The sequence below is a fragment of the Pseudomonas sp. JUb52 genome, assembly GCF_004341115.1.
Lineage (GTDB): Bacteria > Pseudomonadota > Gammaproteobacteria > Pseudomonadales > Pseudomonadaceae > Chryseomonas > Chryseomonas oryzihabitans.
Genome location: NZ_SLYS01000015.1, coordinates 39,989 through 54,609 on the forward strand (window position 1 = coordinate 39,989; position 14,621 = coordinate 54,609).

General features: G+C 65.7%; 14 protein-coding genes and 3 tRNA genes. All 17 read left to right on the top strand.

Annotated features, from left to right (window positions below):
• Positions 1-6: 6 nt before the first annotated feature.
• The 17 genes from EC839_RS20660 (at position 7) to EC839_RS20740 (ending at position 14,585) form a co-directional block, all read left to right on the top strand.
• The gene (locus tag EC839_RS20660) at positions 7-303 is read left to right on the top strand and encodes a hypothetical protein (RefSeq protein ID WP_007159106.1); all 297 of its coding nucleotides are present in this window, start codon (positions 7-9) and stop codon (positions 301-303) included.
• A gap of 36 nt (positions 304-339) precedes the next feature.
• On the top strand, positions 340-1,347 hold the full coding sequence (gene astE, locus EC839_RS20665) for a succinylglutamate desuccinylase (protein WP_007159105.1): 1,008 nt from the start codon (positions 340-342) through the stop codon (positions 1,345-1,347).
• 11 nt (positions 1,348-1,358) lie between these two features.
• On the top strand, positions 1,359-2,357 hold the full coding sequence (gene ltaE / locus EC839_RS20670) for a low-specificity L-threonine aldolase (protein ID WP_007159104.1): 999 nt from the start codon (positions 1,359-1,361) through the stop codon (positions 2,355-2,357).
• Between the two features lie 186 nt (positions 2,358-2,543).
• On the top strand, positions 2,544-5,168 hold the full coding sequence (alaS, locus tag EC839_RS20675; protein ID WP_007159103.1) for an alanine--tRNA ligase: 2,625 nt from the start codon (positions 2,544-2,546) through the stop codon (positions 5,166-5,168).
• A gap of 84 nt (positions 5,169-5,252) precedes the next feature.
• Positions 5,253-6,488: an aspartate kinase gene (locus EC839_RS20680; protein ID WP_007159102.1), complete on the top strand. Its 1,236-nt coding sequence runs from the start codon at positions 5,253-5,255 to the stop codon at positions 6,486-6,488.
• A gap of 155 nt (positions 6,489-6,643) precedes the next feature.
• Positions 6,644-6,829, top strand: coding sequence for a carbon storage regulator CsrA (gene csrA, locus EC839_RS20685; protein ID WP_007159101.1), 186 nt, complete (start codon positions 6,644-6,646; stop codon positions 6,827-6,829).
• A gap of 61 nt (positions 6,830-6,890) precedes the next feature.
• Positions 6,891-6,981: transfer RNA gene (locus EC839_RS20690), tRNA-Ser, on the top strand.
• A 106-nt stretch (positions 6,982-7,087) separates the two neighbouring features.
• Positions 7,088-7,164 (top strand) — tRNA-Arg (locus EC839_RS20695).
• A gap of 60 nt (positions 7,165-7,224) precedes the next feature.
• Positions 7,225-7,301: transfer RNA gene (locus EC839_RS20700), tRNA-Arg, on the top strand.
• A gap of 142 nt (positions 7,302-7,443) precedes the next feature.
• Positions 7,444-7,884 carry a thioesterase family protein gene (locus EC839_RS20705; protein ID WP_007159100.1) on the top strand — a complete coding sequence of 147 codons (441 nt, stop codon included), beginning with the start codon at positions 7,444-7,446 and terminating at the stop codon, positions 7,882-7,884.
• A gap of 2 nt (positions 7,885-7,886) precedes the next feature.
• The gene (locus EC839_RS20710; protein ID WP_007159099.1) at positions 7,887-8,885 is read left to right on the top strand and encodes a tRNA-dihydrouridine synthase; all 999 of its coding nucleotides are present in this window, start codon (positions 7,887-7,889) and stop codon (positions 8,883-8,885) included.
• 153 nt (positions 8,886-9,038) lie between these two features.
• Positions 9,039-11,042 (top strand): FUSC family protein, encoded by a 2,004-nt coding sequence (locus EC839_RS20715; protein ID WP_007159098.1) that lies wholly within the window; start codon positions 9,039-9,041, stop codon positions 11,040-11,042.
• Entirely contained in the window at positions 11,029-11,232 is a 204-nt protein-coding gene (locus EC839_RS20720) for a DUF1656 domain-containing protein (RefSeq protein ID WP_039975313.1), read from the top strand. The genes EC839_RS20715 and EC839_RS20720 overlap by 14 nt, the downstream gene beginning before the upstream one ends.
• A 28-nt stretch (positions 11,233-11,260) precedes the next feature.
• The gene (locus EC839_RS20725) at positions 11,261-12,163 is read left to right on the top strand and encodes an HlyD family secretion protein (protein ID WP_007159096.1); all 903 of its coding nucleotides are present in this window, start codon (positions 11,261-11,263) and stop codon (positions 12,161-12,163) included.
• Positions 12,164-12,259: 96 nt separating this feature from the next.
• On the top strand, positions 12,260-12,571 hold the full coding sequence (locus EC839_RS20730) for a DUF485 domain-containing protein (protein ID WP_007159095.1): 312 nt from the start codon (positions 12,260-12,262) through the stop codon (positions 12,569-12,571).
• Positions 12,568-14,223: a cation acetate symporter gene (locus EC839_RS20735; protein WP_007159094.1), complete on the top strand. Its 1,656-nt coding sequence runs from the start codon at positions 12,568-12,570 to the stop codon at positions 14,221-14,223. The genes EC839_RS20730 and EC839_RS20735 overlap by 4 nt, the downstream gene beginning before the upstream one ends.
• A gap of 203 nt (positions 14,224-14,426) precedes the next feature.
• Positions 14,427-14,585 (top strand): DUF3309 family protein, encoded by a 159-nt coding sequence (locus EC839_RS20740; protein WP_007159093.1) that lies wholly within the window; start codon positions 14,427-14,429, stop codon positions 14,583-14,585.
• The last annotated feature ends 36 nt before the right edge of the window (positions 14,586-14,621 follow it).

A 14,621-nucleotide genomic window follows, 5' to 3' on the forward strand; every position in this document is an offset into this window, starting at 1 on the left:
GCCCCCATGAGCAACCGTCTCGATCTCATCCTCGAACCCACCGCCGACGAGCAGCAGACGCTGCAGGTCCAGCGCCTGGCCATCCGCCTGGCCGGTCGCGACCTCTGGCTGGAAGCCGATGGCGCCGGTGGCCTCAATATCTTCGCCGACTCCCAGGATGACGAAGAGCAGACCCCGGTCCTGGTGCTGCGCCCCCAGGCCCTCAATGCCCTGGGCCTGTCCATCGCCCTGGAGACCTTCGCCGACGACGGCGATGAGAATCATGTGCATGACGCCGATTGCGGTTGCGGCCACGATCATTGAGTATCTAGCGCGACACGTCGCTCAGCGGAGTAGAGCATGGCTGCATCTGAACGTTATCGGTTGGCGCTTGGCCGCCTGCTGGACCTGACCCTGGCCGGCCGCGAGCCGACCGAGAAGATTCAACTGACTGCCGACGGCACCCGTCTCCACTGGCTGACCGAAGGCGTGCTGGAAGTCACCCCGCCAGTGGCGCGCGACAACCGCATGGACCTGCTGCTCTCGGCCGGCATCCATGGCAACGAGACGGCGCCCATGGAACTGCTCGACGAGTTGCTCGGCGGCATCGCCAGCGGCGCCCTGCGTCCCGCCTGCCGGCTGTTGTTCATGTATGGCAATCCCGACGCCATGCGCCGCGGCACCCGCTATGTCGAGCAGGACCTGAATCGCCTCTTCAATGGCCGCCATGCCCAGGCCGAAGGCTCCGAAGCGCAACGCGCCAACGACCTGGAACGCCTGTCCGCGCAATTCTTCAGCAAGCCGGATCGAGCGCGCCTGCACTACGACCTGCACACCGCGCTGCGTGCCTCGGCGCTGCCGCGTTTTGCCCTCTATCCCTGGAGCGCCGGGCGCGAGCATTCCGAAGCCGAGTTGCAGCGTCTCGAAGCCGCCGGCATCGAAGCCGTGCTGCTCTACGACAAGCCGGGCATCACCTTCAGTGCCTATACCTATGCCGAGTGTCAGGCCGAGGCCCTGACCCTGGAGCTGGGCCAGGCACGGCCCTTCGGCGAGAACAGCGAACTCGACCTGAGTCGCCTGCGGCTGCTGCTCGAGGCCCTGATCGAAGGCCGCGAAGCCGAGCTGCCGCCGCCGGATTCCTCCTTGCTGAGATTTCGCGTGGCGCGCCAGGTGTACAAGTCCAGTCCGCGCTTCCAGTTGCACCTGGCCGACGACGTGGCCAATTTCTCGCCGCTGCGCCAGGGTTCGCTGCTGGCCGAAGACGGCAGCGAGCGCTGGATCGTCGACGAAGCCGAGGCGCGCATCATCTTTCCCAATCCCAAGGTCGCCGTCGGCCTGCGGGCCGGACTCATCGTGGTCCCGGCCTAAGGAGCGACCTCATGATCGATCTGCGCAGCGATACCGTCACCCAGCCCACTCCGGCCATGCGTCAGGCCATGCTGGCCGCCGAGCTGGGCGATGACGTCTACGGCGAAGACCCCACCGTCACCCGCCTGGAACAGCGTCTGGCGGGCGATCTGGGCCTGGAAGCCGGACTCTTCGTGCCCAGCGGCACCATGAGCAATCTGCTCGGCCTGCTGGCGCACTGCGAGCGGGGCGACGAATACCTGGTCGGCCAGCAGGCTCACACCTACAAGTACGAAGGGGGCGGCGCCGCGGTGCTCGGCTCCATCCAGCCGCAACCCATCGAGATGGCCGCCGACGGCAGCCTCGACCTCGACCTGGTGCGCAGCTACATCAAGGCCGATGACTTCCACTTCGCCCGCACCCGGCTGCTGGCCCTGGAAAACACCATGCATGGCAAGGTGCTGCCGCTGACCTATCTGGCCGCGGCACGCGCCTTCACCCGGGCGCACGGCCTGGCCCTGCATCTGGACGGCGCGCGGCTGTACAACGCCGCGGTCAAGCTCGGCGTACCGGCGCGCGAGATCAGCCAGCATTTCGATTCGGTCTCGGTCTGCCTGTCCAAGGGCCTCGGGGCGCCGGTGGGCTCGGTGCTCTGCGGCGATGCCGCACTGATCGCCAAGGCGCGCCGCTGGCGCAAGGTGGTGGGCGGTGGCATGCGCCAGGCCGGCATCCTGGCGGCGGCCGGCCTGCATGCCCTCGATCACCAGGTCGAGCGCCTGGCCGAGGACCATGCCCACGCGGCGCAACTCGGCACCGCCCTGGCCGAACTCGGCTACCGGGTGGAGCCGGTGCAGACCAACATGGTCTACCTCGCCCTGGGCGACGAGGCGCCCGCCCTGCAGGCCTTCCTGGCCGAACGCGACATCCGCATCAGTCCTGCGCCGCGCCTGCGACTGGTCACTCATCTGGACGTCAGCGCCGCCGATATCGAGGCGGTCATCGCCGCTTTCGCCGCCTACCGCCGCCGCTAAGTCTTCCGACGGCGTTTTTCCTGCGCAACCGGGGCGACACCGGGGCGCAGGCGTCGATATACTCCCAGACATGCGTGTCCGTTTTCCGCACGTGCCGCGTCTGCGGCGCCCGCTCCGTTCGTCTCGTCTGCGATCCAAGTCGGATGCCCGTCACGCGCGTCGAAAAGCCCATTGTCTGGAATGAATATGAAAAGCGCCGAAATCCGTGAAGCCTTCCTCCGCTTCTTCGAAGAGAAGGGGCACACCCGGGTCGCCTCCAGTTCGCTGATCCCCGCGAACGATCCGACCCTGCTGTTCACCAACGCCGGGATGAACCAGTTCAAGGACTGCTTCCTCGGCATGGAAAAGCGCAGCTACACCCGCGCCGCCACCAGCCAGAAGTGCGTGCGCGCGGGCGGCAAGCACAACGACCTGGAGAACGTCGGCTACACGGCGCGTCACCACACCTTCTTCGAGATGCTGGGCAACTTCAGCTTCGGCGACTATTTCAAGCGCGACGCCATCACTTTCGCCTGGGAATTCCTCACCTCGCCGCAGTGGCTGGGTCTGCCCCGGGAAAAGCTCTGGGTCACCGTTTATGCCACCGATGACGAGGCCTACGACATCTGGACCAAGGAAGTCGGGGTGCCCGAGGCGCAGATGGTGCGCATCGGCGACAACAAGGGTGCGCCCTATGCCTCGGACAACTTCTGGACCATGGGCGACACCGGTCCCTGCGGCCCCTGCACCGAGATCTTCTTCGACCACGGTCCCGAGATCTGGGGCGGCCCGCCCGGCTCGCCGGAAGAAGACGGCGATCGCTACATCGAGATCTGGAACAACGTCTTCATGCAGTTCAACCGCACCGCCGATGGCGTCCTGCATCCGCTGCCGGCGCCCAGTGTCGACACCGGCATGGGCCTCGAGCGGGTGAGCGCCGTGCTGCAGCACGTGCACTCGAACTACGAGATCGATCTGTTCCAGCAACTGCTGGCGGCCTCGGCTGCGGCCATCGGCTGCGCCAACGACGACGCCCCGTCGCTCAAGGTGGTGGCCGACCACATCCGTTCCTGCAGCTTCCTGATCGCCGATGGCGTGCTGCCGTCCAATGAAGGCCGGGGCTACGTGCTGCGTCGCATCATTCGTCGCGCCTGCCGCCACGGCAACAAACTGGGCGCCAAGGGCACCTTCTTCCACAAGATCGTTGCCGCCCTGGTGGCCGAGATGGGCCAGGCCTATCCCGAGCTGGTCCAGCAGCAGGCGCACATCGAACGCGTGCTGCGCACCGAGGAAGAGCAGTTCGCCAAGACCCTGGAGCAGGGCCTGAAGATCCTCGAACAGGATCTGGCGCAGCTGCAGGGCGACACCATTCCCGGTGACGTGGTGTTCAAGCTCTATGACACCTACGGCTTCCCGGTCGACCTGACCAACGACATCGCCCGTGAGCGCAACCTCAATCTCGACGAGGCCGGTTTCGAGCGCGAGATGGAGGCCCAGCGCGAGCGCGCCCGCTCCGCCAGCGCCTTTGGCGTGGACTACAACAGCCTGGTCAAGGTCGAGGGCGAGACCCGCTTCCTCGGCTACGACACCACCAGCGCCTCGGGCACCATCGTCGCCCTGTACCGCGCCGGCCAGCCGGTGGACAGCCTTGCCGAAGGCGAGGAGGGCGTGGTCATCCTCGACCAGACGCCGTTCTACGGCGAATCCGGTGGCCAGGTCGGCGATACCGGTACCCTGGAAAGCGCCGGCGTCGGCTTTGCCGTGCGCGACACCACCAAGACCCAGGGTGCCTTCCTGCACCACGGCGTGGTGACCAAGGGCAGCCTCAATGTCGGCACCGCGCTGATGGCCCAGGTCGATGCCGGGCGCCGCCAGGGCATCGCCCTGAACCACTCCGGTACCCATTTGCTGCACGCCGCCCTGCGCCAGGTGCTGGGCGACCATGTCCACCAGAAGGGCTCCCTGGTCAATGACCAGCGCCTGAGATTCGACTTCAGCCACTTCGAGGCCATCAAGCCCGAGGAGCTCAAGCGCATCGAGACCATCGTCAACGAAGAGATCCGCAAGAACAGCGCGGTGACCACCGAGGTCATGGCCATCGACGAGGCCAAAGCCCGCGGCGCCATGGCGCTGTTCGGCGAGAAGTACGGCGACGTGGTGCGCGTGGTCGGCATGGGCGGTGAATTCTCCGTCGAGCTGTGCGGCGGCACCCACGTCGCCCAGACCGGCGACATCGGCCTGCTCAAGCTGGTCAGCGAAGGCGGCGTGGCCTCCGGCGTACGCCGCGTGGAAGCCATCACCGGCACCGCGGCCCTGGCCTACCTCAACGGCGCCGAAGAGCAGCTGCGCGAAGCCGCCAGCCTGCTCAAGGGCAGTCGCGACAACGTGCTGGACAAGCTGGCCGCGCTGGTCGAGCGCAATCGCCAGCTGGAAAAGGAAGTCGAGCAGCTCAAGGCCAAGGCTGCCAGTGCCTCGGCCGGTGACCTGGTCGACCAGGCGCAGGACGTCAAGGGCGCCAAGGTCCTCACCGCGCGCCTCGACGGTCTCGACGGCAAGGCGCTGCTGGCGCTGGTCGACCAGCTCAAGAACAAGCTCGGCAGCGGCATGATCCTGCTCGGTGGCGAAGCCGACGGCAAGGTGGTGTTGGTGGCCGGCGTCACCGCCGACCTGACCGCCAGGGTCAAGGCCGGCGAGCTGATGAAGCGCGCCGCGGCCGTGGTCGGCGGCAAGGGCGGCGGTCGTCCGGACATGGCCCAGGGTGGCGGCACCGATGCCAGCCAGCTCGAAGCGGCCCTGGCCTGCGCCGCGCAGTATGCCGAGGAAAGTCTCTAAGAGCGCTGCGGGTCGCCGGGGAGGGCGGCCCGCTTCCTCCCTCAACAACTTGAATCAGATTTTTCTGCGGACGGGCAGCAAGCAATGGCATTGATCGTACAGAAATTCGGCGGTACCTCGGTGGGTACGGTGGAGCGTATCGAGCAGGTCGCCGAGAAGGTGAAACGCTTCCATGAGGCGGGCGACCAGATCGTGGTGGTGGTGTCGGCCATGAGTGGCGAGACCAATCGCCTGATCGGCCTCGCCAAGCAGATTATGGAGCAACCCGATCCGCGCGAGCTGGATGTCATGGTCTCCACCGGCGAGCAGGTCACCATCGGCCTGCTGGCCATGGCGCTGCTCAAGCGCGGCGTCCAGGCGGTGTCCTATACCGGCAACCAGGTGCGCATCCTCACCGACAGCGCCCACACCAAGGCGCGCATCCAGCAGATCGACGACGCCCGCATCCGCGCCGAGCTCAAGGCCGGCAAGGTGGTGGTCGTGGCCGGCTTCCAGGGCGTTGACGAGCAGGGCAACATCACCACCCTGGGTCGCGGTGGCTCCGACACCACCGGCGTGGCCCTGGCGGCCGCGCTGAAGGCCGACGAGTGCCAGATCTACACCGACGTCGACGGCGTCTACACCACCGATCCGCGCGTGGTGCCCCAGGCTCAGCGCCTGGACAAGATCACCTTCGAGGAAATGCTGGAAATGGCCAGCCTCGGCTCCAAGGTGCTGCAGATCCGTTCGGTGGAGTTCGCCGGCAAGTACAACGTGCCGCTGCGCGTGCTGCACAGCTTTCAGGAGGGTCCGGGCACCCTCATTACCCTTGATGAAGAGGAATCCATGGAACAGCCGATCATCTCCGGCATCGCCTTCAACCGTGACGAAGCCAAGCTGACCATTCGCGGTGTGCCGGATACCCCCGGCGTGGCCTTCAAGATCCTCGGCCCGATCAGCGCGGCCAACATCGAAGTCGACATGATCGTGCAGAACGTCGCGCACGATAACACCACCGACTTCACCTTCACCGTGCATCGCAACGACTACCAGAGCGCCCTGGAGATCCTCAAGCGCACCGGCGTCGAGATCGGCGCTCGCGAGTCCGTCGGCGACACCAAGATCGCCAAGGTCTCCATCGTCGGCGTCGGCATGAGGTCCCATGCCGGCGTGGCCAGCCAGATGTTCGAAGCCCTGGCCAAGGAGAGCATCAACATCCAGATGATCTCCACTTCCGAGATCAAGGTGTCGGTGGTCATCGAGGAGAAATACCTCGAGCTGGCCGTCCGTGCCCTGCACACCGCCTTCGAACTCGACGCCCCCGCACGCGGCGCCGAGTGACCCGCCAGATGAGGTCCCTGCCACAGGGACCTCATCCGACGCGGGTTCTGCGGAACTTTACTTGCATGGACAGAGGTCAATAGCGACTAGAGGGTCCATTCAGGGATCGTTTCGGTTCATACGTGCAGACTGAGTTAAAGCTTAAGGAGAATGGAATGCTTATTTTGACTCGTCGGGTTGGTGAGACCCTGATGGTGGGTGATGAAGTCACCGTGACGGTACTGGGAGTCAAGGGCAACCAGGTCCGCATCGGCGTCAATGCGCCCAAGGAAGTCGCGGTTCATCGCGAGGAAATCTACCAGCGCATCCAGAAGGAAAAGGACCAAGAACCAAACCACTGATTTTTTTTGAATTTTTCTCTTTGCAAACGGGCAAACCTTCGATATAGTTTCGCCCCGTTGCGGTGAGGTGGCCGAGTGGCCGAAGGCGCTCCCCTGCTAAGGGAGTACACCTCAAAAGGGTGTCGAGGGTTCGAATCCCTCCCTCACCGCCATTTGCTTCAAACTGGCTCCGCTGTACTGACCGATTGGTAAGTACCTGATAAACAAGCAAATTTGCTTGACACGTCAGAAACGGACGCTAGAATACGCAGCTTCAACGCACTCGTAGCTCAGCTGGATAGAGTACTCGGCTACGAACCGAGCGGTCGGAGGTTCGAATCCTCCCGAGTGCGCCAAATCGACGAAGCCTCTGGCTTCAGCAGTACCAGCGGTGTTCTGGCTAAACGCACCGAAACGCACTCGTAGCTCAGCTGGATAGAGTACTCGGCTACGAACCGAGCGGTCGGAGGTTCGAATCCTCCCGAGTGCGCCAAACATGAAGAAGGGCCTGCAGCGATGCAGGCCCTTTTTTATTGTCTGCGGATTCGTGCCAGTATCCGCGACCGTTGGCCTGGCCCGGATTTTATCCGGTCAGGCCATGCGTCTTTCGACCTTGCCCGCGAGAGGGTCTCTTCATGCAGTGGGACAGACCGACTCCCCACCTCCTGCCGCTGCGCATCGGTGCCGAGCACATCGACGGCCTGGGCCATGCCAACAACGCCGTGTACGTCAGCTGGCTCGAACAGTGCGCCTGGCAGCATTCGGCGGCCCTGGGCCTGGATCTCGCCACCTTCCAGCGGCTGGACCGCGCCATGGCCGTGGTGCGCCACGAGATCGACTATCTCAGCAGCGGCTATCAGGACGATGAGCTGGTATTGGGCACCTGGCTGGTGGACTGGGATCGTCGTCTACGCATGACCCGGCAATTTCAGCTGCAGCGTCCCGCCGATGGCGTCACCCTGCTGCGCGCCCGGACGACCTTCGTCTGCATCGAGCTGTCTTCCGGCAAGCCCAGGCGCATGCCACCCGAATTCCTGGCCGGTTATGGCCAGGCACTTCCTGGCGAGGACGTCTGAGCATGGAAATCGCCCTGGCGCCCATGGAGGGCCTCGTCGACGACATCCTGCGGGAATTGCTGACCGAGGTCGGTGGACTCGACTGGTGCGTGAGCGAATTCATCCGTGTCTGCGATCGCCTGCTGCCGGCGGCGGCCTTCGCCAAGCTGGCACCAGAGCTGGAGCAGGGCGCGCGCACGCCATCGGGTACGCCCATGCGGGTGCAACTGCTGGGTTCGGATCCGGCCTGCCTGGCCGACAACGCGGCCTTCGCCTGCACCCTGGGCGCCCCGGTGATCGATCTCAACTTCGGCTGCCCGGCCAAGACCGTCAACAAGTCCCGCGGCGGGGCGGTGCTGCTCAAGGAGCCGGAGCTGCTCAACCGGATCGTCGAGAGCGTGCGCCAGGCCGTGCCGGCGCACATCCCGGTCACCGCCAAGATGCGCCTGGGCTACGACAGCCCGAACGCCGCCCTGGCCTGCGCCGAGGCCCTGGCCGAGGGTGGCGCGGCGCAACTGGTGGTCCATGCGCGGACCAAGGTCGAGGGCTATAAGCCGCCGGCGCACTGGGAATGGGTGGCGCGGGTGGCCGATCGCGTGTCCGTGCCGGTGCTGGCCAACGGCGAGATATGGACCCTGGACGACTACTGGCGCTGCCGCAGCGTCAGCGGCCAGGCCTCGGTGATGCTGGGGCGCGGCCTGGTCTCGAGACCGGACCTGGCGCTGCAGATCGCCGCGGCGGTGCGCGGAGAGGAGACCGCGGCGCAGAGCTGGGCCGAGATCCTGCCGCGGGTGCAACGCTTCTGGGTCATGGCGCAGCGCAAGCTGGCGCCGCGCTACGCCCCCGGTCGCCTCAAGCAGTGGCTGGGCATGCTGACCCGCAGCTATCCCGAGGCCGCGGCCCTGTTCGCCGAGGTGCGGCGCGAATCCGATTGCGCGCTGATCGACCGCCTGCTCGGCATGGCCGGGCACAATCCAGCCGATCTTGATCTCGATCAACATCGCCGGCTGCAACTCGTCTAGTCTCTGGGGAGTGGTGACGACGGAGCGTCGTCGCTCGAGCACGCAAGGCACTTCAGGCGACCCCGGGTCGCCTTTTTTTCGTCTGGGCGCCCGCCTGGAACTTCGCCTGGGCCACGCGGCCTATGCTGGATCCCCTGCACACCAAGAGCCGACGTGCGCCTACCCTGGACGGTCTTTCTCGCACCCACGCCTGCGGCACTCCTCTTTGCCGGCAAGACCCTGTTCGCCGCCGGACTGGCGCTCTGGCTGGCCTTTCGTTTCAGCCTCGAGCAACCGGTCTGGGCCTGCATGACGGTGATGATCGTCTCCCAGCCGCTGTCCGGCATGGTGCTGGCCAAGGGCCTGTTCCGCCTGCTCGGCACCATCGCTGGCACCTGTATGGCGGTGGTGCTGATGGGCTTCTTCGCCCAGACGCCCTGGCTGTTTCTCCTGGCCCTGGCCGGCTGGATGGCCCTCTGCACGGCGGCCTCGACCCTGCTGCGCAACCATGTCGCCTATGGCTTCGTGCTGGCCGGCTATACGGTCGCCATCATTGGCCTGCCTGCCATCGCCCATCCGCTCACGGTATTCGACCAGGCGGTGGCCCGCTGCACCGAGATCTGCCTGGGTATCGTCGTGGCCTCGGCGGTCAGCGCGCTGTTCTGGCCACAGCGCGTGGAGCAGAATCTGGCCGCCCAGGCGCGGCGCACCTGGGAGCAGGGCGTGGCTGCGGCTCGGGCGGAGCTGGCCGAGGCTCAGGATGCCACCCAGGGTCTGCTGGCCATGCTTGGCCAGGTGGTGGCAGTGGATGCCCAGCGCGACCATGCCTGGTTCGAAGGCCAGCGCGGCCGGCAACGCGCTAGGGCCCTCCGCCTGCTTTCGCGAGACCTGCTTAGCCTGCTGCGCACCGCCCGCGGTGCCATGCGCCAGTGGCGTGGCCTGGACGAGCCGAGAAGGGCCGTCCTGCAGCCCTGGCGCGACGATCTGCTCGCGACCCTGGCCGACCCCCAGGCTCCTGCCCTGGAAGCCCTCCTGCAGCGTCTGAGAGAGGCTGCAGGCACCTCCCCGGAGTTGGACAACGATCAACGCTACCTGCTGGCCCGCTTTGCCATCCTGCTGGACAAGATCCTGCTGGCCGGTCGGGCCCTGGACAGCGTCCATACGGCCCAGCTCAGCGCCGTGGCGCCCTCGGCGCTGGCACGCCATCGCGATGTGCAGACGGCACTGCTCTACGGCCTGCGCAGCGCCTGTGCGCTGCTGGCCGTGGGCGTCTTCTGGCTGGCCAGTGCCTGGCCCTCGGCACCGGGTGCCATGCTCATGGCCGGGGTCATCTGCAGCCTGTTCGCCAATCGCGACAACGCCGCCACCATCGGCCTCGGCTTCCTGCGGGGCATCCTCTATGCCGCGCCAGTCGCCATTCTGGTCAGCCAGGTGCTGCTGCCGCAGATCAGCGGCTATCCGCTGCTGTGCCTGGTGCTGGGGGTGCCGCTTTTCTTTGCCGCCCTGGGAATGGCCGGACCGCCGGGCGTGGTGGGGACGGCGACGGCCTTCGCCATCCATCTGCTGGTGCTGGTCTCGCCCAGCAACCACGGCCAGGTGGAGATGGGCGCCTTGCTCAACCAGTTGCAGAGTCTGCTGATCGGCGTCGGTTCGGCCGTGCTGATGTTCCGGCTGATCAGCTTACGGACGCCGCGGCGCACCAGTCGCCGCATCCTCGAAGCCACCACCTACGACCTGCAGCGACTGAGCACGGTCCCCCTGGCCAATGCCGAGACCTGGTTCGGCGGGCGCATGGCGGATCGCCTGCTGCTGCTGGCGCGGCATATCGAACAGTTGTCGGCCACCGAGCGGGGGCGCTGGGAACAGGGGTTGCTGGCGCTGGATCTGGGCAATGAGTTACTGCATCTGCGCGCCTGCCTGGGCGGTGCCCAGGGCGAGGTGGCCCGGGCGCGGGATGCCTTTCTCGGCCGCTTCGCCGACCAGCTGGAGGTGGGCTTCGGTAACCTGCAGCCGGGCGCGCTGGACGCGGCGGCAGAGCGTCTGCGGCAGGCGCTAAACCAGGCGCCGGACGATGAGCCGCATCGGTTGGCGCGCGGCGCCATCGGCCAGCTCCAGCAGACCTGGCGCAGCTGTTGTCTAGAGGCGGTAGCGGAGGAGGGCGCGGATGAATCTGCATGAATGGGCAATGGGCGGGGTCTACCTGGGGCCGCTGTTCGTCTATGGCGTCCTGGCGCTGCTGCTGACGGCGCTGTCGCTGTGGCTGCTGCAGCGCAGTGGCCTTGGCCGCCATCTCTGGCACAGCGCCCTGTTCGGTTGCGCGCTGTTCGTGCTGTGGCTGGCCGGCCTCGTGGCCGTGCTGGCCACCTGAGCCCCATAACAAGAGGATCGACAAGGCGATGCACAAGACCCTGCGTGTGGCGATAACCCTGATCGTGGTACTGCTCGCCATCCTGGCCGGCACCTGGCTGTGGCACTTCTATCTCTATACGCCCTGGACGCGCGATGCGCGGGTGCGGGCCGATGTGGTGGTGGTCGCGCCCGACGTGTCCGGCTGGGTGACGCGCCTGGCGGTGGTCGACAACCAGCTGGTGAAGCCCGGCGATCTGCTCATGCAGATCGATCAGCAGCGTTACCAGGCCAATCTCGCCCATGCCAAGGCGGTGGCTGAGACGCGCCAGCAGCAGCTGCGCCTGCGCGAAAGCGAGGCCGCCCGGCGCCAGCGCCTGGGCACCAGTGCCATCAGCGCCGAGGATCGCGAAACCGCGCAGGTCAACGTGGCTGTCGCTCGCAGCCAGTATCAGGAAGCCCTGAGCGACGTGAACCTGGCCCAGATCAATCTGGATCGTAGTCGCGTCCTGGCGCCACGGGAAGGGCGGATCACCAACCTCAGATTCGCCGAGGGCAACTATGTGCAGACCGGCCAGGCGGTGATGGCGCTGGTGGACACCCGTTCGTTCTACGTCATGGCCTATTTCGAAGAGACCAAGATTCCCCATATCCACCCCGGCGATGCGGTACGGGTGCGCCTGATGAACCATGCCGCGCCCCTGCAGGGACGGGTGGCGAGCATCAGCAGCGGCATCACCGATCGCAATGCGGCCAACGATGCCCAGTTGCTGGCCAACGTCGAGCCGACCTTCAACTGGGTGCGCCTGGCGCAGCGCATCCCGGTGCGCATCGAACTGCTGGACGTCCCCGCGGATATCCACCTCAGCGCGGGGATGACGGCAAGCGTTTCCGTGCTCGATGGCGAGGGTCACCACCCGCTGCAGGGCTGGCGTCGGCTCTGGGATTACTGAGGTCCGGGAGGGTACGACTAAAGTCGTCTGGAAGCCTTGCCGGGCGGGCCTAGAGTAGAGCTCGACGCTCCCGTCATGCTGTAAGGAACAACAATAATGAATGACAGCACCTACCGGCGGATTGAAGCCAGTCCGCGTTTCCAAGAACTGGTAACCAAGCGCGGACGCTTCGCCTGGACGCTTTCCGCCATCATGCTCGGACTCTATTCCGCCTTCATCCTCCTGATCGCCTTCGCCCCCAAGGTTCTCGCGACCCGTATCCATGCGGAGACCGCCATGACCTGGGGCATTCCCCTGGGCGTCGGTCTGATCCTTTCGGCCTTCATCCTGACCGGCATCTATGTGCGCCGGGCCAATGGCGAGTTCGATCGGCTCAACGCGGAAATTCTCCGGGAGGTGCAGCCATGAGACGTCTTTCCCTTGCTGCCGGGCTGCTGGTGCTCTCGCCTGCGCTGTGGGCGGCCGATGCCATCAGTGGCGCGGTGCAGCGCCAGCCCCTGAACGTCGCCGCCATCCTGATGTTCGTGGCCTTCGTCGGGGCTACCCTGGGCATCACCTACTGGGCCTCCAAACGTAACCGCTCCGCCGCCGACTACTACGCCGCCGGTGGCCGCATCACCGGCTTCCAGAACGGCCTGGCCATCGCCGGCGACTACATGTCGGCCGCCTCTTTCCTGGGCATTTCCGCGCTGGTGTTCACGTCGGGCTACGACGGTCTGATCTACTCCATCGGCTTCCTGGTGGGCTGGCCGATCATCCTGTTCCTGATCGCCGAACGTCTGCGCAACCTCGGCAAGTACACCTTCGCCGATGTGGCGTCCTACCGCCTCAAGCAGAAGGACATCCGTACCCTGTCCGCCTGCGGTTCGCTGGTAGTGGTCGCCCTCTACCTGATCGCCCAGATGGTCGGCGCCGGCAAGCTGATCCAGCTGCTGTTCGGCCTGGACTACACCCTGGCCGTGGTGCTGGTGGGCATCCTCATGGTGCTCTACGTCCTCTTCGGCGGTATGCTGGCTACCACCTGGGTCCAGATCATCAAGGCGGTGCTACTGCTGTCCGGTGCCAGCTTCATGGCCTTCATGGTGATGAAGCACGTCGGCTTCGATTTCAACCGACTGTTCGCCGAAGCCATTGCCGTGCACCCGAAAGGCGAGGCCATCATGAGTCCCGGCGGCCTGGTGAAGGATCCGATCTCTGCCTTCTCCCTGGGTCTGGCGCTGATGTTCGGCACCGCCGGCCTGCCGCACATCCTGATGCGCTTCTTCACCGTGAGCGACGCCAAGGAAGCCCGCAAGAGCGTGTTCTATGCCACCGGCTTCATCGGCTACTTCTACATCCTGACCTTCATCATCGGCTTTGGCGCTATCCTGCTGGTCAGCACCAATCCAGCCTTCAAGGACGCCGCCGGCGCCCTGCTGGGCGGCAACAACATGGCGGCGGTGCACCTGGCCAACGCCGTGGGCGGCAGCATCTTCCTCGGCTTCATCTCGGCGGTGGCCTTCGCCACCATCCTGGCGGTGGTCGCCGGTCTGACCCTGGCCGGTGCCTCGGCGGTCTCCCACGACCTCTATGCCAGCGTGATCAAGAAGGGCAAGGCCAACGAGAAGGATGAGATTCGCGTCTCCAAGATCACTACCGTAGCGCTGGGCGTGGTCGCCATCGCCCTGGGTATCCTCTTCGAGAAGCAGAACATCGCCTTCATGGTGGGCCTGGCGTTCTCCATCGCGGCCAGCTGCAACTTCCCCATCCTGCTGCTCTCGATGTACTGGAAGCGCCTGACTACGCGGGGCGCCATGATCGGTGGCTGGCTCGGCCTGATCACCGCAGTGGCGCTGATGGTGCTTGGCCCCACCATTTGGGTGACCATCCTCGGTCATGCCAAGCCGATCTACCCCTATGAATATCCGGCGCTGTTCTCCATCGCCGTGGCCTTCATCGGCATCTGGTTCTTCTCCATCACCGACAAGTCGGCGGCTGCCGAAGAGGAGCGGGCACGCTTCTATCCGCAGTTCGTGAGATCCCAGACCGGCCTGGGTGCCAGTGGCGCTGTGGCCCACTGACAGCCAGCTGCGACAAGGCCAAGCCCGGATCCCTGATCCGGGCTTTTTTGTGCGCTGTCACCTGGGAGGCGGCGAGGACGGGCAGGGTTAGCTGACGACGTCGGGATTTTCCGCCGCTGGCGCAGGTCCATGGAATAAGCCCGTCGCTTCGTATCATCCTGTTACGGCGGCGGTCGACCCTTGGCCTTCATGGAGAATGGCAGATGACTCTCTCGACCATCCTGGTTCTGGTGCTGCTGGTCCTGCTCATCGGCGGACTTCCGGTGTTTCCGCATTCGCGCAGCTGGGGCTATGGCCCGTCCGGTATCGTGGGCGCCATTCTGGTCGTCCTGCTGGTACTGCTGCTGCTGGGCATGATCTAGGCCCTGACGGCCGCCTGAAAATGCCCCACAAAGGTG

What these genes read in the sequence shown, in the direction of transcription:
- alaS (WP_007159103.1), top strand. Translation starts at nt 2,544, where the DNA reads ATGAAAAGCGCCGAAATCCGTGAAGCCTTCCTCCGCTTCTTCGAAGAG.
- EC839_RS20735 (WP_007159094.1), top strand. Translation starts at nt 12,568, where the DNA reads ATGAGACGTCTTTCCCTTGCTGCCGGGCTGCTGGTGCTCTCGCCTGCG.
- EC839_RS20705 (WP_007159100.1), top strand. Translation starts at nt 7,444, where the DNA reads ATGCAGTGGGACAGACCGACTCCCCACCTCCTGCCGCTGCGCATCGGT.
- EC839_RS20660 (WP_007159106.1), top strand. Translation starts at nt 7, where the DNA reads ATGAGCAACCGTCTCGATCTCATCCTCGAACCCACCGCCGACGAGCAG.
- csrA (WP_007159101.1), top strand. Translation starts at nt 6,644, where the DNA reads ATGCTTATTTTGACTCGTCGGGTTGGTGAGACCCTGATGGTGGGTGAT.
- EC839_RS20710 (WP_007159099.1), top strand. Translation starts at nt 7,887, where the DNA reads ATGGAAATCGCCCTGGCGCCCATGGAGGGCCTCGTCGACGACATCCTG.
- EC839_RS20720 (WP_039975313.1), top strand. Translation starts at nt 11,029, where the DNA reads ATGAATCTGCATGAATGGGCAATGGGCGGGGTCTACCTGGGGCCGCTG.
- EC839_RS20725 (WP_007159096.1), top strand. Translation starts at nt 11,261, where the DNA reads ATGCACAAGACCCTGCGTGTGGCGATAACCCTGATCGTGGTACTGCTC.
- EC839_RS20730 (WP_007159095.1), top strand. Translation starts at nt 12,260, where the DNA reads ATGAATGACAGCACCTACCGGCGGATTGAAGCCAGTCCGCGTTTCCAA.
- astE (WP_007159105.1), top strand. Translation starts at nt 340, where the DNA reads ATGGCTGCATCTGAACGTTATCGGTTGGCGCTTGGCCGCCTGCTGGAC.
- EC839_RS20680 (WP_007159102.1), top strand. Translation starts at nt 5,253, where the DNA reads ATGGCATTGATCGTACAGAAATTCGGCGGTACCTCGGTGGGTACGGTG.
- EC839_RS20740 (WP_007159093.1), top strand. Translation starts at nt 14,427, where the DNA reads ATGACTCTCTCGACCATCCTGGTTCTGGTGCTGCTGGTCCTGCTCATC.
- ltaE (WP_007159104.1), top strand. Translation starts at nt 1,359, where the DNA reads ATGATCGATCTGCGCAGCGATACCGTCACCCAGCCCACTCCGGCCATG.